We start from the raw sequence: 19,427 nt of genomic DNA, 5'->3' as shown, positions 1-19,427 counted from the left end.
CTTTAGCAAAGATCATCCGACACAACTTATCTCGATAATATCTATTGTATTTGTAGTCTTCTCCATAATGCGAGGGACCATGAGCAAAAACGAAATGCAAATCGAGGCGGACGTGCTTGTCGTTGGCGGGGGCCCGGCAGGCTGCTGGGCCGCCTGGAATGCCGCCTCAAATGGCGCAAGCGTGATCCTGATCGAGAAAGGTTACGTCGGCACAAGCGGCGCGACGGCAGCGGGCAACACAACCACAATCTACACGCGTCGTGGCAGCACGGAACGAGCGGCGACGGTCTATCAGAGACTTCGGCTTGGCCATGGCTTCGCCGAGGCCGAACGCATTGAACGCGTGCTTGATCGCACTCTGCAGAACCTCGACCTCCTGGCGGATTGGGGTTACGACTTCCCGAGTTACGAGGATGGCCGTCCTTACCGCGGAATGCTTCGCGGTCCCGACTACCTTCGGTTCATGCGTCAGAAGCTCATCAAGGCCCGCGTCAAGGTCATCGATCATTGTCCCGTGGAGGAGCTCCTGGTTTCAGACGGAGCGGTCTCGGGGGCGGTCGCCCGCTTTCGCCGCACCGGTGAGGCGCTGGAAATACGATCGGGCGCGGTCGTCATCGCTACCGGCGGGTGCGCATTCCTAAGCGGCGCAATTGGCACCAATAATCTGACGGGCGACGGCTACTTCATGGCGGCCGAAGCGGGCGCGGTGCTTTCGGGAATGGAGTTCTCGGCACAGTATGGCATCTCGCCGGCCTATTCGAGCGTAACAAAGGGCGTGGTCTACTTCTGGGGCACCTTCAGCGATGAAGCCGGAAACGTCCTCACTGCACCCGGAGACCGACAGGCCGTCGTGGCAAGTGAACTGACAAAAGGCCCCGTCTACGCCATTCTCGACAAAGCTGACGCTCGCCTCCAGGAAGGTTTCCGCAAGGGCCAACCGAACATCTTCGTTCCGTTCGACCGGATGGGCATCGACCCCTTTACTCAGCGCTTCCCGATTACGCTGCGGCACGAAGGTACCGTCCGTGGAACCGGTGGTCTGAAGATCGATGACCGCTCGACGACCACTGTACCCGGCCTCTTTGCCGCTGGCGACGCGGCCACGCGACAAGGTATGTCCGGCGCGTCGACGGGCGGCGGTGGACCAAATTCGAGCTGGGCGATTGCGACCGGCTCGTGGGCGGGAGAGGATGCGGCCAAATTCGTGCGCTCTCTCGGCCCGACCTGGAAGTCGAGACACGTCCGCCCTGCCAGCGAGCGAGCGGAAGTTAGTGCCACCGCGGTCCATGGAGATTTGGACGCCGTCATTGAACTAGCCAAGAAGCAGATACTACCCCTGGACGGAGGTTATTTCAGGAGCCACGATAGCCTTTCGCGCGCGGCTGAGACGCTCTCCGACCTATGGCACGACGCAGGATGGCGGTCCGGTCCGGCGGCGAAGGTCCGTGAGGCGGAAGCCTTGATCGCAACGGCACGCTGGGCGACCGAAAGCGCTCTGCTCCGGAAGGAGAGCCGAGGCCTTCAGCGCCGGACCGACTTCCCGGAAACGAACCCTCTCCTGGCTCGCTCGATCGACTCCGGCGGTATCGGCGAAGTCTGGGCGTCTCTCCAATCTCAGCAGCAATTGAGTGCAGCATCATGATTGAAATCGTCAGCGAGGATCGCTGCATCAAGTGCGACCTTTGTGTCGAAGCATGTCCCGACAACGTCTTCGATGCCATACCCAGCGGCATCCCTGTCATCGCGCGTCAATCCGACTGTCAGACGTGCTTTCTGTGCGAGCTCTTCTGCCCGACTGATGCCCTCTACGTCTCGCCGCTATCGGAGGCGATCGAGGGCTCGATTGAGAGCGAGCTCGTGGCCCGAGGCGTCATGGGCAGCTTCCGTCGCGAGATGGGCTGGAAAAACGCAAAGCCGCGCGGCACTGCGGGCGACATGAGCTACCGGATTTTCGAGACCGGAACTATTACCCCCTAACTGGAGAGACAAATGAGACGGCTTCTTTCAACCTTCCTGCTGGCGGCGACCGTCATGTTTGGCGCGGCAACCGCGCACGCGGAGGAAGCGCCAGCTACAATCCGCTTCGGCGACGTGGGTTTCGGCTTCGGCACCCCGTTCGGGGTCGGACTGCAGGCCATCGCCGACGCAAAAGGCTTCATTGCAGATGAGTTCAAGGGAACGCCCACAAAGGTCGAGTTCACCTATTTCACCGGAACCGGTCCGGCAATCAACGAGGCCCTCTCGAACGGACAGCTCGATTTCGCATCCTACGGCGCAGTACCGAACATCATCGGCAAGGCGAACGGCCTCGATACGGTGATCCTGGCTTCCTACGGCGGAACAACCATCTTCGGTGCCGCCCGGCCCGATCTCGAGATCAAGTCTATCGCTGACTTGAAGGGTAAGAAGGTCGCGATCCAGAAGGCGACGATTATTCACTGGGGCCTCATCACGGCGCTGAAGAACGCTGGCTTGTCAGAGAAGGACATCACGATCGTCGACCTGAAGAACGCCGACCAGCTCGCCGCTATTGCAGCGAAGAGCGTGGATGCTGTCTTCGGCGCGGATTTCCTCCTGCCGCTGGAAGACAAGGGCGTCGCGAAAATCTTCTACAAGTCGTCGGAAGCCGGCGCATCGGGCGACGGTTTCGGCGCTTTTCTGGTCACCGACAAATTCCGCAAGGCCTATCCAGAAGCCACCCAGAAAGTAGTGACGGGTTTCGTCAAGGCGGCGCAGTGGCTTGCCGACGACAAGAACCGTGAGGAGGCCTTCAAGATATGGTCGCGGGCCGGATCGCCCGTCGAGATCATCAGCAAGTCGAATGCCGGTAGTCAGCTCGGTCAGAAGTACAATCCGCGTCTCGACGACTTCTTCGTAGCCCGCTACCGCAGCGCAATTGACTTTAACCGCGAGCAGAAGCTGATCCGCCGCGACGTCGATCTCGACGCCTGGGTCGACCCCACCTACGTCGACAACGCGGTCAAGACATTGAACCTCCAGGCGCTCTGGCCAGATCGCTCGGCAACCGGCGTCCTTCAGAACTGATCGGATATTAAATGGCTACGTTCGGAGCTGAAGACGAGTTTTCTGTCCCGCGGGCGGCTCCGAACGTGCGGTTTGCGAAGGTGAAGTCCCTTGCCGGGACCGGTCTTCTGATCCTGGCCCTGCCTGCCGCGCTGCTCGCGCTCTGGTGGACGGCATCAATCAACGGCTGGGTTTCGCCCCAGGTTCTGCCCCAGCCAGACTGGGTTGTTCAGACGTTTCTGGACCTCCTGGCAAGCGGCGATATTCTTGCTGCTGCTGCCGTGAGCTTCCGGCGCATCGCAGAAGGTTTTCTAATCGGAGCCACGCTCGGGTTTTTCTTTGGCCTTCTCATCGGCAAATTCAAGACCGCCGACGCCTACCTCGGACCAACCTTCCGGGCTCTGGCCGCCGTTCCCTCGCTCGGATGGCTCCCGATCCTAATCTTGCTTCTCGGGATCGAAGAGAGCCTCAAGATCGTAATACTCGCCAAGGCTTGCTTCGTGCCTATGGCCATCAGCACTGCCGAGGGGGCAAGAAACATCCCAGCCGGATTGACGGAGGTCGCACAGGTTCTGGGCCTTCGTAAACGAACCCGGTTCCTCAAGCTGACTGTCCCGGCGATGGCTCCGTTCATCGCCAGCGGTGTCCGGCTTTCGCTCAGCCAGGCGTTCGTATCCCTTATCGTCGTCGAGATGCTCGCGGGCACCGACGGCCTCGGCTATATGATGGTCTGGGGGCGCACCCTTTTCCAGCTCGATATTGTCATTGTCGGCATGATCGTGGTCGGTGTCGTCGGCTTCGTGTTGGACATCCTCCTAAAGCGGGCCGAGTCTCTCATTATCAAGGGGAGCGGCGCAAATGGCTGAGCGACTCCTTCGAACATCGTTTCCCCGTGGTACGGTCGTGCCGATGACCGCGGCGGCGATATGGTGGCTTGCCTCTTCCACGGGCCTCCTCTCCGGGCCCATGGCAGTGAGCCCACTGCAGGTTATCCAGACGCCTTTCCTCGACGCTTCGGGGCGCGAACTGTGGGCGGCGCTCTTGGCGAGCATGCTGCGGGTTTTCGCGGGCGGCTTCCTCGGAGGCTTGGCTGGCCTTATTCTTGGCTACGTCGCCGGCATGTACCGGGGCGCCGGTCTTGGGCTTTCTCCGACAATTCACACGGTTCGTCAGGTCGCATTGTTCGCCTGGATACCGCTGCTCACCGCGTGGTTCGGCAACGGAGAAGGCACGAAGCTCGTTTTCACGGCCCTATCGACATTCTTCCCACTCTTCCTGGCGACCGAGCAAGGTATCCGACAGGTTCCCAGGCCGTTGGTCGAAGTTGCTCAGACGCTGGCTCTTCGCCCGACGACCCGCATCCTCCGCCTCTATCTTCCCGCCGCCCTACCGAACATCTACGTAGGCCTGCAGATAGCCGCGCTGTCCGCCTGGATCGGCACCATCGGAGCGGAGTATGCGATCGGAAATGGTCGAGGCCTTGGAAGCTATATCGCAAGCGCTCGCGATCAATTCCGCATGGACATCGTCATCGTCGGGGTCTTCGCCCTGGCCGTAGGCGGGGTGCTTCTCGCCGCTGCCATCCGCCTCGCCACTTCGAAACTATCACCTTGGAACCGAGAAATATGATGGACGCCCTTTCCATAGAGCATGTAAGCAAGTCCTACCTCCTCGAGGGTGTTTCGCGTCCGGTGCTGAAGGACGTCAACTTCCAGGTTCGCCGCAACGAAATCGTCGCCATCGTCGGCGCTTCCGGCTGTGGAAAATCCACGCTGCTCAGACTGATTGTCGGTCTCGATGACGCTTACCGCGGCTCCATCACACGCGGCGGTCCGGACGGCTCTGCTTCCGCAAAGGTGGGTATGGTGTTCCAGGATCACCGCCTATATCCGTGGCTGACGATCGAGGGCAACATCGACCTTGCCTTTGACAACACCGACCTTTCCGCGTCGGCCAGACGCGGGCGGGTTCGGCACTACCTCGAGCTCGTCGGGCTCGGCGATTACGCCAGAGCGTATCCAAGACAGCTCTCGGGCGGCATGGCCCAACGCGCCGCGATCGCCAGGGCCCTTGCGCAAGAACCTGACATCCTCCTGATGGACGAGCCGTTCGGCGCTCTGGACTCGATTCTGAGGATGCGCCTCCAGGACGAACTGCTATCGATCTGGGAGAGAAACCGCGTCTCGATCGTCATCGTGACCCACGACGTCGAGGAGGCTCTTTACCTCGCGGACCGGGTTTTGGTCATGGAGCCCAATCCCGGAAGAATCCGAGACGTTTTCGAAGTCGGCTTGCCCAGGCCGCGCGACCGAGGCGGATTCGGGCTTTCGGACTTGAAGAAGCGCTGCCTGTCCACACTGGTCTGAAGCAAGAAGCAAATCTCGCCGCTGATAGCCGCTTTCAGACCGCCGCGACCCGCCCGACGGAATGCGCTGGTCGATTACTAGCTATCATCCTGCGTTCGAAGCCTGCAGCGTTGACGTGCCTGAGCGCGCCATAGCTTGCGCCGGGCATCTGGCGGTTCTAAGTGCCTATACTTGCCGCCGGAAATTTGGGCCAGTCCAGAGCTAGGCCACTGCGAACCAGCTCGGCACCCAAATCGCGGCCATCGGGCAGGAAACATTCTGCCACCATGCGGTCGTGTGACAGTTCGGGCTTGATCCGAGCCGTCACTGTCCGGCCCTTGCACAATTGAATCAAGGCCCATTTCGACCGCTGGCCCCAAGGATGATCCAGTTCGGGTGCATCTATGCCGGCAAGCCGCATGCGAATGTTGTTAATCACGATGGTGTCCCCATCGATGACCCAGTACCGACCCCGCAGGATGGTTTCCATTTGGAGCAGCTGGGCCGGGTTGATTCCGATGGCCCGCGACGCCACCTGCTCCCGAAGGATTAGTGGTGGAAACGGTTCCGTCGTCTCACGGGGCAACTGGGGGCGGCCTCTTCCGGCAAACAGCCGCACCAGCATCCGAAGCAGTCCCATTCCCAAATGTCCCCTCGATTCGTAATGGCCTTGAAGACCTAGGGACTGTCGCGACGGCAGTGTTGCTTTTCGCTGCCAATCTTTTGTCGGTGAGAGCCATTCACGGTTTTCCTTTCGGAATAACCGCAACGAATGTTGTGTGAGATTTCTACCAGTTTTACAGATCGGCCGGGATTTCGCTTTCATCCATTCTTCGGGCAATTCGTCGCGCCAGCACTCCCCGATGTAATTGGCGCGTAAACCTTGTCGGGCGTAATGGCACACACCACTAGGTGTGATGTGTGCCCTTTGGTCAGCGGTTGTGACCGCCGTTTTCGCCAGCGGCGCTCTGCGCGTTATGCACTTCGTCGGCGCGGCTGCCCGGAGAAGTGGTCTGGTCGCCAGAGAAGAAACCAGAACCCGTACCGTTACCGGATACGACGTCACCGTTACCCTTGGCAGCAGAGGACTGTTGACCGATGATCGAGCCCTGAGACTTTGAGTTGGTGTTGTAAGAGATAGTGGCGCCTGCAAAGGCGTGAGTGGATGCGAGTAGCGAAATAGCCCCAGCAACTGCGAGAATGCACTTCAAGATTTGTGTACCCCTGTTTACCCAAGTTTGCGCTGACATTCGCGCGACACCAACGTTACAAGGGATACAAATAACGAGTCCAGAGGTGTTACTTGCGGAAGGCAGATAATAAGTTGTGCCATCATGCCAAAGCTGTGGAGAAGTCCGGCTATCCTTGATAAGTGCTATGCATGGCGCGCATGTTGCTGTAGAGATATCGAATATTGCTTCGGGGATTTTCCGCCACAACTGAGAGAATGCCGCGCAGTCATGGGAATGACCATGCGTAACTTACTCCGTGCGGAGACAAATTTCAGTCCAGTATAGCTATCAGCACCGTTAAGACCACGGCGGTCAAGGCGGCAAATGCGATTGCAAATGTGAGATTGCGTCCAAGAGACCTGACAATCGAGTGAAGGGCGTTTGGAGTGTCCGCCCCCTTCGCTGAGGAAGCAGAGATGCCAGACACGGTGTGCATTCCGACCAAAGGATCACCACTTTTTTGGTCGGGCATTTTGGCCATGCTTGGTCTCCACCGGGTGAAGGTCTCTTTGGCAATACTAGCAACCACCGCGCTAAAACCCAACAGGTTCCGGCTTCGCTATCGCCCCGGTGCCGTTCACGATCACCCGAGGCGATGGAAGGCCTGTTCGAGAAGCAAGCGGAGACAGCGCTGCGCTGGATGCCCTGATTGCCGATCTGACGGCGCGGCGCTCCCAACTTTAGGAACCGAGATGAGCAATCTTTTTGCTGTCTCAGCCATCGCTCTGGCCTTCTCCCGCTCCGCCGGGGTGCGCGGGATCAGAAAGGCATCGCCGTGGGTCTCAGTGCCTTGGTCAATGATGACTAGGCAGAAGCTTGCACCTGCTCAGGCGTTCTGCGCCCTCCTCCCAATGTTCACCAGCAGGGCGATGATGACGGTGCCTGCGATGAAGACGAATGCTGCGGCAGCGATGGCCGGACTGATATTCTCCCTGATTGTAGAGAACATCTGACGGGCAAGGGTGCGTTGGTTAGGTCCGGCCACGAACAATGTCAGGACGACCTCGTCCAATGACGTTGCAAAGGCAAAAACGGCACCGGAAATGATCCCCGGCATTGCCAGGGGAAGAGTCACGGTTCGCAATACCACGTGGGGCGCTGCTCCCATGCTCGCCGCAGCGTGCTCCAAGCGATGATCGATCCCCTGCAAAGATGCCGTCACGTTGACCACGACAAACGGTATAGCGAGAACCGAATGAGCAATGATGACGCCGAGATACGTATTGGCGAGACCGTACTGGGCGAACATAAGCTGCATCCCTACCCCCAGCACAACCGCTGGGACGACCATGGGCAGCAAGAAGACAGTACGGATGAACCCAAATAGTAACGAAATCTTCTTTCCGCGAAGGCCCAGGGAGCCAATTGTCCCGAGAATAGTAGCAAGGACCGTCGTTCCAGCACCAATCACCAGGCTATTGAAGATCGAGCGGCGCCAGGCGTCCGCCGTGAGAAGTTCGTGAAACCACCGGAGAGAGAAACTTGGAATCGGGTAGTTGAGGAACACGCTGTTGGTAAATGCCAACGGTAAGATTGCGATCAAGGGAGCCATCAGAAAGAAAACGACGGCTGCTCCGAAGACTAGCTTTGCGATGGTCAACGGCTTCATGTCCGAGCCTCCTCAGAAGAAAGCCGCAGATAGACGATATAGAGCAGGATCGTCGCTATCAGGAGTACTAGGCCGAGTGCGCCGGCCATGCCCCAGTTCGCAGCACCGGTCGCATAGTAGGCAATAACCGAACTGATCATTTGATCTTTGGCACCGCCGATAAGCGCGGGCGTGATGTAGTAACCAAGTGCACTCATGAAGACGAGCAGCGATCCAGAGACAACGCCGCGAAGCGAGAGGGGAAGAAGCACAAGGTAGAAGGAGCGGACCGGATTTGCCCCGAGCGATGCGGCCGCAGGCATCAGATTCTTGGGAATACTGATCAGCACACTGAAGATCGGCAGCACCATGAACGGCAATAGCACGTGGGTCATGGCGATCACGACCCCAACCCTGTTGAAGATCAAAGGGATAGGCCCGCTGGTCAAACCAACTGCTTGAAGTGTGGAGTTGATTAGTCCGTTGTCCTGAAGCAGGATGAACCAAGCCGCTGTTCGAACGAGAAGCGATGTCCATAGTGGCAACAGGACTGCGCCCAGCAACAACTGCCTGGTCCAGCCTGTGACTGAGGATGCGACCATTGCAAACGGCATGCCCAGCAGAATGCAGCAAATCGTCACAGTAGCGGCGGTAGTGAGCGTCCGGATCAAGGTATCCCGATTGGCGGACGTTCCTGCTGGAGCACTCGTGATCGATCCATTTACGTCCCGGGTCAAATCCACGGCGGCAAGCAGGTTGCGGTCCGTTATTGGAGAACTTGCTGCGTCTTGGATAGCAATCCAGAATGCAGGATCACTCCAGCGATTGTCGATCGTCGTAAGGTCGCTAATGTTGGGGTCGGATGAAACGGCGGATTTTGTCTTACTCATCAGGGTGCGGAAGCCTGATTTGGCGCTGTTCAATCGCCGAACGAGATCCCCAAAAAGCTCGTCGTCCTGGATGCCCCGGATGTCGGCTGCAAAAGCCTTTTGAGCGTCAGCTGGGGGAGCGCTCGCCCTGTCCCACTCCTTCAATTCAGAGGCGACCGTTGGCAGAGCACGAGATGCGACGGGGTCGGATACTGCCGACTTCATCATGGTCGCGAGCGGGGCGACGAAGAAGAAGACGAGAAAGAGTGCCAGCGGCGCTACCAACAATAACGATGCGGCTTGTTTCCAGAGCCAAGTGTCCTTCATGCCACGATCCAGCATTGTTCTGGAGAGAAGGAAACGACAACCTCATCGCCAACGCTCAGTGGCGAGGATTTACGGTTCGCCTTGACGATCAAGTCTTTCCCTTGGTTGCGAATGCGAACCTGCAGATGGTCGCCATGATAGACAATATCGGCGACCGTGGCGCTCATGCGATTGCTGGCTGGCGCATCGGAATTGATCTCGACACGCTCGGGTCGAACCGAAACCTTGACCGGTTTGCCCACGTCGGCGATCGTCGAGGTTCGGACCTCGATATTTGCGCCGCTTTCGAGATGGACGCCCAAGACACCATTTCCGGCACTCTTGACCTTGCCCGTTAAAAGGTTCGTTTCCCCGATGAATTCAGCAACGAACTGCGTCTGTGGGTTATCGTAAATTTGTGCGGGCGTTCCGATCTGTTCGATTTTCCCGTGATTGAAGATCGCAATCCGGTCGGACATGGTCAGCGCCTCCGTCTGATCGTGAGTGACAAAGACGATCGTCAAACCGAGCCTTCGGTGGATGTCACGGATGTCGAGCTGCATTTGCTCGCGAAGCTTTTTGTCAAGAGCACCGAGGGGCTCGTCCATCAAGACGACTTCAGGTTCGAATACCAACGAACGCGCCAGGGCCACACGCTGTTGCTGTCCCCCAGACAGCTGGATCGGTTTCCGATCCTGAAACGCGCCCAACTGCACCATATCGAGCGCCTTCCCGACCCTCTCCACGATCTCAGATCTGGAGACACCCCTCATTTTCAGGGGAAACGAGACATTTTCTGCAACGGTCATGTGGGGGAACAGAGCGTAGTTTTGAAAAACAACGCCCATATTGCGCTTGTAAGGTGGCAGGCCGTCGACACGCTTCCCGCCAACAGATATCGCGCCGCTGGTCGGCTTCTCGAAGCCCGCAAGCATCATGAGCAAAGTCGTTTTGCCCGAGCCAGACGGGCCCAGCATGCTGACAAACTCGCCCTTTGCAATCGCGAGGTCGAGATTGTCGACGACAGTCATGATCCCGAACGATTTGCTGACTTTTTCGAATTGAATAAAGGCGTTTGTCATGTAAGCCGACTCTTCTCTAACGCGAACTGCTGAAACAGCCGTTCGACAAGGGGCCTCCGAGGAGGCCCCGCACCAATAGTTACTGACCGAGCCAAGCGTTGAATCGCTGGGTCAGTTCCTCAGAGTTATCCGTCCAGAAGTCGACATCCAAGGGAATTGCGCCCTTAAGATTTTCTTCCGAGGTCGGGGATTCTTTCTGGTATTTCTCTGGCACGAGCTTGGAGGCGCCAAGATTTGGCAGGCCGTAAGCAATGTATTCGGGCAACTTGGCCTGGTTTTCGGCTTTGCTTGCGTAGGCAATGAAGTCCATGCCCGCGTCCTTGTTGGGAGCATCCTTCAGAATGACCCAGCTATCGATAGCGTAAACGCTGCCTGGGAACACGAAGCCGAAATGCTTGCCTTCGGAGCGGTTGATGCCGGTGATACGACCATTGTAGGCTGCTGTCATAACGACTTGGCCGGAAGACAGGAGCTGGAGGGGTTGCGCACCTGCATCCCACCAGACGATGTCTTTCTTTAGCTCGTCGAGCTTCTTGAACGCACGGTCGACTCCGCCTTCGGCGCTGAGGACCTTATAGACCTCATTAGCCGGAACGCCGTCCGCCATCAGTGCGAATTCGAGCGCATATTTCGGCCCCTTGCGAAAACCACGCTTGCCTGGGAATTTTTTGGTATCCCAGAAGTCCGCCCACGTCTGGGGTGCTTCCTTAAGCTTGTCGGCGTCGTAAGAAAGACCAGTTGACCAAACAATGTTACCAACACCGCAATCACTGACGGCTGCTGGCAGGAAGGTCTCCTTACCTCCAAGCTTCTGCCAGTCGATCTTTTCGTAGATGCCGTCCGCGCAACCAAGAGCCAATTCCTCGGACTCTACTTCGACAACGTCCCAGTTCGGCGTTCCAGCCTTAACCTTGGCCTGGAGAACACCGTACCCGCCATCCCAGCTCTCATCGAGAACCGGTTTGCCGGACTCCTTTGCATATGGTTCGAAGAAAATTTTGCGCTGTGCGTCTTGGAAATTTCCACCCCAGGACACAACTGTGAGATCACGAGCTTGGGCGGCGAGGACGCCAGTCACCAATACTGTTGACGCAATGAGCGAGACTTTCAGGAGTTTCATCGGCGTTCCCTTTTGTTGGTTTGAACCTCGAACAGGAAACCACGTTTTGCCACTTTTGGAAGTGAGCCTTGGGGGCTTGGTGACTATTCTCACCGCTGGTGAGCGCTGCTAAGAGGGTTAATACGTGGGCGGGGTGATGGCGCTCAGAATTTCACTCTCCCCATCGTGGACATTCCTGAATCGATGTGGAAGACGGCTGTCAAAATAGTAACCATCGCCCGGGCGCAAAATTTTCTGCTGTCCGCCCACGGTAACCTCAACTGCTCCCGACAGGAGCATGCCTGCTTCCTGGGCCGCATGGGTGAACGCTTCGCCAGAATCTGCCCCGACCGCGTAACGCTCGTGGAGCATTAGAAGCTGCCTATTGGGATGATCGAGGCCAATCACTCGATATGAGATCGTATCGACCTTGCCAATTTCTACGAGATCTTGGGACGTGTAGAATGGGGTATACGGTAGGCTAGACTGCAAATCTGAGAAGAAACCCGGCAGCGTGGTACCCAGCGCGTCCAAGACGGCACTCAGCGTGTCGATCGAGGGGCTCATCCGATCCCGCTCAATGAGGGATATCGTCGAGTGTGAGATTCCCGACCGTGCTGCAAGTTCTCTAACACCCAAATCGCGACGACGACGTAGCTCTCTGAGCTTCACCCCAATTTTTGGCATGCGATTTCCCTTTAGAATATGCGCCTTCGCTAGCATGGCATTGGTCTGCACGCGCGCCTATCCACAATGCGCGAAGTCCCTGAGCCGTGGTGAAAATACTGAACACCTGTCTAGTGGGCAATTGTCTGAGCGGCTTCAGTACGGGATGCTTCGTTCCAGCACGCACATAGGAGAACCTCATGACATCGCGGCTCGACGCCCTGAAAGGCAAATTTACACGGATCAAGGAACCGAAGCGCGACGCAGTTTCCGACACTGCTTCGATTGAAAAGACCGTTAAGGAGATCATCGCTAGCGTACGTGAGCGGGGCGACGCCGCAGTGCGTGAATACTCGGTGGCGTTCGATAAGGCCGACGTCGCGAACTTCGAGGTTACCGAGGAAGAGAAGCTGAAGGCTATTGCCGATCTCGACCCGCAAACCCGCGAAGACACTGAGTTCGCCATTGCAAACGTCCGTCGGTTCGCGGAAGCTCAACTCGGAACCATCCTGCCACTCGAAATCGAAAGCCTGCCGGGCCTACACCTTGGCCACCGCGTCATTCCTATCGAGATCGTGGGCTGCTATGTTCCGGGGGGGCGTTACCCCCTCCTCTCGGCACCGGTCATGACCATTGTCCCGGCCAAGGTCGCTGGTTGTGACCAGGTGATCGCATGCCTTCCGCCGAATGCTCATCCCGCGATGATCGCAGGCTGCCATCTCGCTGGCGCAGACCGCATCTTCCGCGTCGGTGGAGCCCAAGCGATTGCGGCTATGGCATACGGTACGGAAACGATCCCCGCAGTCGACAAGATCGTTGGCCCGGGCAACGCCTTCGTCAATGAGGCGAAGCGCCAAGTATTCGGTCAGGTCGGCATCGATCAGCTCGCTGGCCCGAGCGAAATCTTTGTCGTTGCCGATGAGACGGCCAATCCTGCAACCCTCGCAACTGACATGCTGGCCCAGGCAGAGCACGACGTACGCACCCGCGTCGGCCTTGTTACAACCGACCGCAAGCTTGCAGAAGAGACAATCAAGGAAGTAGAGAAGCAGCTTGAAACTCTCTCGACAGCTCCTGTCGCCAGCGTTGCCTGGAAGGATTATGGTGAGGTCACCGTTGTCGACGATGAAGAAACCATGATCGCCTACTCGGATTACATCGCGACGGAGCACCTTCAGGTCCATACCCGTGATCCACAAGCGACCGCTAAGAAGCTGCGCAACTACGGCTCCCTCTTCATTGGCGAACTGGCCAGCGTCGTCTACTCCGACAAGTGCTGCGGCACAAACCACACGTTGCCTACGATGGCTGCCGGCCGTTACACCGGTGGCCTCTGGGTTGGCTCCTATGTAAAGATCGCCACGCACCAGTGGCTAGATGAGCGCGGTGTTGCAGCAGTCGCCCCCGCGGCAGTTCGGCAGAGTGCCACAGAAAAGCTTGAGGGCCACCGCCGCGCAGCAGCGCTTCGCCTAAGTCCCCAGCAGCTTGCCGCAGCAACCAGGTGAGCTGATTAGGGCTAATCGCGATAATCAAATTTTGCGGCAGTGGGAGGCCGCCCGGCAAACGAAACCGGGCGACCTTTTCTTCTGAGCGAGCGCCTCATTGAATTCGGTAGTAATCGACCGCCGTCTTCGATGACATGCGATACCGTGGCATACAGCAAGAAGCACTTAACCGAGAGAAATGTCGTAGGCAGCCGCATTGTCTTGCACGTCCCGAAGCCCTTTATAGGAAGCGTGACGAAGCTTCCCGTCACGCGTCGAGGCTCGGTATTCGATCTCTGCGATAAGTGTCGGTTGGACCCAGACCAGATTTTACGGGTTCCGCTGTAAGCGACCGGCAATCTTTCCGTGACTATGCCTCCAGCAAGTCGGGTCGAGGCACTTGCCACCAGTGTGTCCACGCGAACTGACCGAACCGTGCAATCACGTAGACGACAACTGCGGTCGCAATCAGCAATTCGAAGACCGCCAGCCCGTGGGTTTGGTCGATTAGTTTCTGTCGGATTTGCCAGACCTCTAGCTGATCGGCCGTTTTGAAAAGCGCCGTCGCCCCGATGACCAAGGGGAAAGTGTAAGCCGAAAACCCGGGCGAGAACGGAAGCGCAAGCAATCGTACGAACGCGACATACACAATGGCAGTCATCAGCACCGAGATTCCCATCAGCAGAATAACTGGCAATGGTTGTGGGTCGTCGACCAACGACAAATATCCTGTCAGCGACAGGCTGGCCGGGGCCGCGAGGACCGCCAGCGTCGGCATTGCTGTAACCGCAACGTTCTCCGCAAAGATGAACCGGTAAAACATTACCGGCAGCATCAGCGCGTAGATAACCATCCCGAAATACAACGCAGTAACCGCCAACAAGAACAAAGGTCCTTCGTGGGGACCTCGATAGGACACGGCGGCAACAATGACGCCGACCGGGGGAATAAACCAGCTGGGCACCATATGCGGCAGTTCGAACCGAACCGCCATTCTGTTTCTGGCAAACAATGCCAAGAAGACAACATGCATGCACAGCCCGAACAACCATAGCAACGCCCCGGCCAGATGGCTGGACTGCCAGAGACTTATCGAGACAAGCATCCAAGCCATTGCATACGTAGCAACCACACCGCCCACCACGGGATTGGCGAGGTCGCGGGAAAGCGTTTTCGGGTGAAGGACGAACCGCACGCTCAGCAGGATGAGCAGAAACGCAGCAATCATGGCACCGGTTTCGGCAAGCCCAACGCCAGGAAGCAGATTTTCCCACGACAAGCCAAGGCTCGCGATGCCAAGCGCCAGTCCTGCTACCGGCGTTGGAAAGCTTCTTATTCGTTCTGACAGGTTTTTGAATCCATTTGCGGGCATTGTTTTGCCGCCACGCTTGGTTGGCTTAGCCTGAGCGCACCAATCGTAACGGTCGAGCCTATACTCTGCAATGGCGATGACGTCCGCTATGCGGCCAAGAGCGTACATTGCAACTGAAATGACGTTAGCGGAAATAGCCAACCGTCATGTCACGATTTTGCTATGGCTGATCACCTCTTCGCCAAAGTCGAACGGTGTCTTGCAGTCGCAGGTCACGAGCGTCCCCCTGCCCTTGCCAGCGACCGCGCGATGTCGACGATATCGTCGCGGCCAGCGGTTGGATCCTCTTCACATGAGGAGTGTGGCGTCAACGGCTATCAAGGCGGCATCTTGATCTCCTCGTCTCGAATCCAAGTCTGAGCCCGATACTTTACCGGCCCGGCCTGCGAGCCTGTACAACCTCACATACGGTCGCCGCTCTGGGCGGCTGCACCACGATCCCGCTTGCGGCGGGCAAGGGCTCAGGAGAACGGGACCAACCTTGTTCCCGGCTGTTGAAGCCATGAGGACCCACGGTCCGTTCGCCTGGATCCGTCAGGGCTGATCGGGCCCTGGGGATTGAAAGAGCTTTGCAGTTGAGCTGTCGGCGGTCAGGCGGATTTCAGGCCCCCCCTCGATAACGATGCCGGCGTTCACATATTTCCATAAGGCGACCAACAGCTTGCGGGCGAGCGCCACGATCATCGTCTTTTTTGAAGCGTCCGCCATTGCGAGCGACGCGCTCCTTAAACCAGCAGGACAGCCTGGAGCTCGGCTGGTAGCGCAGCCACAGCCACGCAAGCTCGACCATCGTCGTTCGTAGCCGTGGATTGCCCGCTTTGGAGACGCCCTGCTCGCGATTGATCGAGCCGCTCTGCCATGGCGACGGCGCTAACCCGGCGTAGGCGGCAACTTGACGGCGGTTGTCGAAGTGCCGGAACAGGCCTTCAGTGTGAAGGACTGCCGCAAACTCCGAACCAATTCGAGGGGCGCGTTCTTGACGACGATGCAATTCCGGCTGCGGCGATCACCGAAACCAAGGCGGCGCCCCGCGCCCCGGCCCGCAACAACCAGCAGCCGGAAACCAAACCGGCCGAAACCAAACCGGCGGAAACCGGCCCGATCATTGATGGCGAGGTTTTGCCGCCCGACGACGGCGACGATTTCCCCGGCGACCGTCCTGATTTTCTGACGCGCCTGGAAACGGCTCTGAACGCCTGCTCGAACTTGGAAGCCTTGGCCGAGGTGTGGGAACGCTTCGATGCCATGGCCGTCCTCGATGGCGACGACGCCTCCCAAAAGCGCGCCCTTGAAATCAGCCGCCGCGCCCATGCGCGCTTCAAGAGCGAGGGCAAGTGATGCGGTGGGCTCAAGAATTCCGGATGAACTGGATTCGGGAACGGGTGGCGGCTCTCGGGACGATCAACCGCCTCGATATCATGGCGCAATTCCGCGTTAGCTCACCGACCGCCAGCGCCGATCTGCAGAACGTGCAAAAGCGTTGGCCCGACCTCCTCGAATACGACAAGACCGGCAAGCGCTACGTTGCGAAGGACAGAAGCGGCGAGGTCAGCCATGACCAAAACTGATTACCCGCCACTTCACATGGTCCTCGATCACGGCCGGCTGGTGTCCTCCTCCGCTTACGAACAAGAGCGGCTCGATAGCTATCCGAACGGAACGCCCTTTACCGTCAAGATTACGAGCGAGCGCGGCGGCCGAACCATGCGCCGCTGGTGGCTGGTGCTTGGGTTGGCGGTTCGGCAATGCCAGACGCCATGGAAGACGGCCGAGCAGGCAAGCCAAGCAATCAAGCTGGCGACAGGCTACGTCAAAGTTAAGAAGAGCCCGACCGGGGAAATGGTCGAATACCCGAAATCGCTGTCCGAACTCGACGAACCCGAATTGGAACGGGCGTTTGAAGCCATGGTGTCGGTCCTCTCCCGCATAACAGGAGTCGACGTCCTCACTCTCACCAAGGAGGCGTCGGCCGATGAAGCGAAAGGACCATGACGAGCATCTCACCAAGCTGGCGCGGTTGCTTCTCGATGAGGTTGGCGAACAAGGCTTTGCCCTCTTCCTCTTCGACCGTTCCAGGTTCACCGCCGCCCCGGTTGAACACCTGAGCAACGTCAGGCGGCGGTCGCTGATCGCCGCATTGAAGGAATTCATCGCGCGGGAGGAAGCCAACTACCACCAAGCGCCGCACCGCAAGCAGTAGGAGACCGGCCATGGAACATAACGGCCAGACTTATATCCCGAAACGCCAAGTCGCCCGCCGCTACGGGGTGCATCCGTTCACCATCGATCGGTGGACGAAAAGCGAAGTCGGATTTCCGAAACCCTACCGCTTCGGCGGCGGCGTTCGGCCGAAGCCGCTATGGCGGGTTGCCGATCTCGATTTGTGGGATGCCAAGGCAAAGCCGCCAGACGGCAAGCCTGATTAAAGCCGGCCGGGTCTGAATGAGGGTTAGTCCAGGACCCAGCCAGCCGCCAGATGGGAAGGGAATCCCATAGCCGCCGGCAATGGCACTCGGGCGCGACCCCGAACCGGCAACCGGCTATGCTTATATCATTCAACCCAAACCGTGGGAAAGGCTTCGCCATGAGCGACGAACTGGTAGCAATCGATCTAAGCCACCACAACACCGTTTCCGATTTCCAGGCAGTTGTGGATTCGGGGATTGTCGGGGTTTTTCACAAGGCCACCGAAGGGACAGGCTTTGTTGACGACATGTACGCCAGCCGCCAAGCCAAGGCGCTCGCGGTCGGCCTCAAATGGGGCGCCTACCATTTCTTGAAGCATGGCAGTGCCGGCGAGCAAATGGCGTTCTTCGTCGCTAACGCCAGCTTGGCGTGGGGCTCGCGGGTCGCCATCGACTACGAGGACCCCGACTGCACTTTGGTGGATTTGCACGACGCCCTCGAATGGCTAGACACCAACGCGCCCGATCTTCAGGTGGCGATTTACGGCGGCTCGCTTCTGAAGGAGCAAATCAACGGGGACTATTACGGGGACTTGGCGCAATCGGCGCTGTGGCTGGCCCACTATACCGAAGGGACTCCGTCATGGCCGAAGAACACATGGCCGCAATGGACGCTTTGGCAATATACCGACAGCGAAACCGTTCCCGGCATAGATGGGCCGGTCGACGGAAACCGGTTCAACGGTTCCCGCGAAAACTGCGCCCTATGGTTCGGCCCGGTAGAGCGGGCGCCGGCGGCGCCGGTCGTCGCCTCGGCCACCGTTAAGATAGAGATTACCGCCCCTGAAGGCGTAGAACTGGAAATCGTCGTCAACGGCACCGCGCGATGATCCAGGCCAACCTTGCTTGGCCCCACGCGGCGCCACAGTTGGCCGCTGGCGCGTTATGGCGGATTTGCTTGTCTACGCGCCCTTGCGCGGACGTGGTCTTTGGCTGATCGCGGGCCTTCATGTCGTCCCAATGCGGGTAGTGTTCATGGCAGCCTTGGCGCCTACGTTCTGAAAACTACGACCGCCATCGTCCTCGCCTGACAGGTAGCCCAAGCGTCGAAGGGCTTCCTTGGCGGTGATTAGGGTCATCAGCGCGAGGTAAATCTAATGCGGGTCATGTCCGCAAGGGCGTCAATATGATCCCTCAGCTTAGCCATTGCACACGCTGGGCGACCTTACTCATCGTCTAGCAAGGCTCGAACTTCGGCCAAGGCATCGTTGTATACTTTAAAGCGTTCGTCCATCCATGCTTTCTTGCGCCCCATTTCTGCCCGGAACGGATCAACCGAGGGGGCTTTGATGGCCTTCTCGAGGAAGTCAATCCACTCGTCCTCCGCCAAGGAGAGAGCAGTTCCAGCTTTCATGTGAGCGGCGACCTTCTTTGCGAGATCGGGGTCCGAGGTGCCTATTTGCTCAATATCGGCGATCATTTACGCCGAACGGCGTCCACTTACCCCGAGTGATCTCTCGTCATCCACCGACGTCATTCTTCGTCGTCAACGGTCGGAATGTCCACGACGCGCCCGATCTCGTGCAGATAGCCCACTATATCCGACAGAATGTTATCTCGATTGGGAAAGCCTGAGGCAAACCAACTCGATCCGTCGGTACGTGGCCTCATCCTCCAAGTCGACCGGGTCCGCAATGACATAAGAATGGCGTCCGATTGCTGCGATATCGCTCCCGGCCTCAATCATAGCATTCACAAAGACTTGCGCTTCCATCCAGCTCATACCAACAGGTTGCCACGAGGAACGATTGGGAACTACTCTCAATATTGCTGGGTTCCGTTATGCCCGCCACGGGATTCCGCCCTGCAGATCGGGAAGCAAAGTTGAGCTCGGCCGTACGTCATCTCGAACCGGTAGCTCACGAACCTACCTAAGGGCATACCGGGCTCGCAAA

The 19,427-nt window shown here is 58.2% G+C and carries 22 protein-coding genes and 2 pseudogenes; 13 read left to right on the top strand and 11 right to left on the bottom strand.

Translation table 11 applies throughout. The features are described from left to right. Nucleotides 1-79 precede the first annotated feature (79 nt). From IB248_RS17400 to IB248_RS17375, 6 genes are read left to right on the top strand one after another with little or no spacing between them, the layout of a single operon-like run. Nucleotides 80-1,642, top strand: a complete 1,563-nt coding sequence (locus tag IB248_RS17400; RefSeq protein WP_192241368.1) for an FAD-binding protein — start codon at nt 80-82, stop codon at nt 1,640-1,642. Beyond that, the gene (locus IB248_RS17395) at nt 1,639-1,977 is read left to right on the top strand and encodes a ferredoxin family protein (RefSeq protein ID WP_192241367.1); all 339 of its coding nucleotides are present in this window, start codon (nt 1,639-1,641) and stop codon (nt 1,975-1,977) included. Before IB248_RS17400 ends, IB248_RS17395 begins: the two co-directional genes overlap by 4 nt. Nucleotides 1,978-1,989: 12 nt before the next feature. Then, complete coding sequence (locus IB248_RS17390) at nt 1,990-3,045, top strand: ABC transporter substrate-binding protein (protein WP_192241366.1); 1,056 nt, start codon at nt 1,990-1,992, stop codon at nt 3,043-3,045. 11 nt (nt 3,046-3,056) lie between these two features. Then, nucleotides 3,057-3,890: an ABC transporter permease gene (locus tag IB248_RS17385; RefSeq protein WP_192241365.1), complete on the top strand. Its 834-nt coding sequence runs from the start codon at nt 3,057-3,059 to the stop codon at nt 3,888-3,890. Further along, the gene (locus tag IB248_RS17380; RefSeq protein WP_192241364.1) at nt 3,883-4,653 is read left to right on the top strand and encodes an ABC transporter permease; all 771 of its coding nucleotides are present in this window, start codon (nt 3,883-3,885) and stop codon (nt 4,651-4,653) included. The genes IB248_RS17385 and IB248_RS17380 overlap by 8 nt, the downstream gene beginning before the upstream one ends. After that, nucleotides 4,650-5,390 (top strand): ABC transporter ATP-binding protein, encoded by a 741-nt coding sequence (locus IB248_RS17375; protein ID WP_192241363.1) that lies wholly within the window; start codon nt 4,650-4,652, stop codon nt 5,388-5,390. Before IB248_RS17380 ends, IB248_RS17375 begins: the two co-directional genes overlap by 4 nt. Nucleotides 5,391-5,547: 157 nt before the next feature. On the opposite strand, the gene IB248_RS31360 is transcribed toward IB248_RS17375, so the two are convergent. The 7 genes from IB248_RS31360 to IB248_RS17340 all read right to left on the bottom strand — a co-directional run bounded on the left by IB248_RS31360 (nt 5,548) and on the right by IB248_RS17340 (nt 12,232). After that, entirely contained in the window at nt 5,548-6,009 is a 462-nt protein-coding gene (locus IB248_RS31360; protein WP_210333028.1) for a thermonuclease family protein, read from the bottom strand. 292 nt (nt 6,010-6,301) lie between these two features. After that, nucleotides 6,302-6,580, bottom strand: a complete 279-nt coding sequence (locus tag IB248_RS17365; RefSeq protein ID WP_192241362.1) for a hypothetical protein — start codon at nt 6,578-6,580, stop codon at nt 6,302-6,304. Between the two features lie 847 nt (nt 6,581-7,427). Beyond that, on the bottom strand, nt 7,428-8,210 hold the full coding sequence (locus IB248_RS17360) for an ABC transporter permease (protein ID WP_192241361.1): 783 nt from the start codon (nt 8,208-8,210) through the stop codon (nt 7,428-7,430). Further along, nucleotides 8,207-9,385 (bottom strand): ABC transporter permease, encoded by a 1,179-nt coding sequence (locus tag IB248_RS17355; protein ID WP_192241360.1) that lies wholly within the window; start codon nt 9,383-9,385, stop codon nt 8,207-8,209. The genes IB248_RS17360 and IB248_RS17355 overlap by 4 nt, the downstream gene beginning before the upstream one ends. Continuing rightward, nucleotides 9,382-10,446, bottom strand: coding sequence for an ABC transporter ATP-binding protein (locus tag IB248_RS17350; RefSeq protein ID WP_192241359.1), 1,065 nt, complete (start codon nt 10,444-10,446; stop codon nt 9,382-9,384). Before IB248_RS17350 ends, IB248_RS17355 begins: the two co-directional genes overlap by 4 nt. Before the next feature lie 79 nt (nt 10,447-10,525). Next, complete coding sequence (locus IB248_RS17345) at nt 10,526-11,566, bottom strand: ABC transporter substrate-binding protein (RefSeq protein ID WP_018859640.1); 1,041 nt, start codon at nt 11,564-11,566, stop codon at nt 10,526-10,528. A 117-nt stretch (nt 11,567-11,683) separates the two neighbouring features. Beyond that, complete coding sequence (locus IB248_RS17340) at nt 11,684-12,232, bottom strand: cupin domain-containing protein (RefSeq protein WP_018859639.1); 549 nt, start codon at nt 12,230-12,232, stop codon at nt 11,684-11,686. Between the two features lie 179 nt (nt 12,233-12,411). On the opposite strand from IB248_RS17340, the gene hisD reads away from it, so the two are divergent. Next, nucleotides 12,412-13,716: a histidinol dehydrogenase gene (gene hisD, locus IB248_RS17335; protein ID WP_192241358.1), complete on the top strand. Its 1,305-nt coding sequence runs from the start codon at nt 12,412-12,414 to the stop codon at nt 13,714-13,716. Between the two features lie 165 nt (nt 13,717-13,881). Here hisD and IB248_RS31805 read toward each other — a convergent pair. The 3 genes and pseudogenes from IB248_RS31805 to IB248_RS17320 all read right to left on the bottom strand — a co-directional run. Continuing rightward, nucleotides 13,882-14,025, bottom strand: a pseudogene (locus IB248_RS31805) (ATP-dependent DNA ligase); the annotation flags it as partial. Between the two features lie 40 nt (nt 14,026-14,065). Further along, nucleotides 14,066-15,208: a TDT family transporter gene (locus IB248_RS17325; RefSeq protein WP_246779264.1), complete on the bottom strand. Its 1,143-nt coding sequence runs from the start codon at nt 15,206-15,208 to the stop codon at nt 14,066-14,068. 393 nt (nt 15,209-15,601) lie between these two features. Beyond that, a pseudogene (locus IB248_RS17320) lies at nt 15,602-16,028 on the bottom strand (transposase); the annotation flags it as partial. Between IB248_RS17320 and IB248_RS17315 the strand changes: the two are divergent. The 6 genes from IB248_RS17315 (at nt 15,926) to IB248_RS17290 (ending at nt 18,362) form a co-directional block, all read left to right on the top strand. Then, nucleotides 15,926-16,405 carry a hypothetical protein gene (locus IB248_RS17315; RefSeq protein ID WP_192241453.1) on the top strand — a complete coding sequence of 160 codons (480 nt, stop codon included), beginning with the start codon at nt 15,926-15,928 and terminating at the stop codon, nt 16,403-16,405. The pseudogene IB248_RS17320 and the gene IB248_RS17315 overlap by 103 nt on opposite strands. 23 nt (nt 16,406-16,428) lie before the next feature. Continuing rightward, nucleotides 16,429-16,635: a hypothetical protein gene (locus IB248_RS17310; RefSeq protein ID WP_192241357.1), complete on the top strand. Its 207-nt coding sequence runs from the start codon at nt 16,429-16,431 to the stop codon at nt 16,633-16,635. Further along, entirely contained in the window at nt 16,622-17,059 is a 438-nt protein-coding gene (locus tag IB248_RS17305; protein ID WP_192241356.1) for a hypothetical protein, read from the top strand. The genes IB248_RS17310 and IB248_RS17305 overlap by 14 nt, the downstream gene beginning before the upstream one ends. Beyond that, nucleotides 17,040-17,267 carry a hypothetical protein gene (locus tag IB248_RS17300; protein ID WP_192241355.1) on the top strand — a complete coding sequence of 76 codons (228 nt, stop codon included), beginning with the start codon at nt 17,040-17,042 and terminating at the stop codon, nt 17,265-17,267. The genes IB248_RS17305 and IB248_RS17300 overlap by 20 nt, the downstream gene beginning before the upstream one ends. A gap of 10 nt (nt 17,268-17,277) precedes the next feature. After that, nucleotides 17,278-17,493: an AlpA family transcriptional regulator gene (locus IB248_RS17295; RefSeq protein ID WP_192241354.1), complete on the top strand. Its 216-nt coding sequence runs from the start codon at nt 17,278-17,280 to the stop codon at nt 17,491-17,493. A 158-nt stretch (nt 17,494-17,651) separates the two neighbouring features. Further along, nucleotides 17,652-18,362 carry a glycoside hydrolase family 25 protein gene (locus IB248_RS17290; protein WP_192241353.1) on the top strand — a complete coding sequence of 237 codons (711 nt, stop codon included), beginning with the start codon at nt 17,652-17,654 and terminating at the stop codon, nt 18,360-18,362. Nucleotides 18,363-18,697: 335 nt separating this feature from the next. On the opposite strand, the gene IB248_RS17285 is transcribed toward IB248_RS17290, so the two are convergent. After that, nucleotides 18,698-18,952: a hypothetical protein gene (locus tag IB248_RS17285; protein WP_192241352.1), complete on the bottom strand. Its 255-nt coding sequence runs from the start codon at nt 18,950-18,952 to the stop codon at nt 18,698-18,700. Nucleotides 18,953-19,427 lie beyond the last annotated feature (475 nt).

Origin of the sequence: Rhizobium sp. RHZ01 (assembly GCF_014851595.1) — a bacterium.
GTDB lineage: Bacteria > Pseudomonadota > Alphaproteobacteria > Rhizobiales > Rhizobiaceae > Rhizobium > Rhizobium altiplani.
This window is presented reverse-complemented; position numbering and strand designations above follow the sequence as displayed.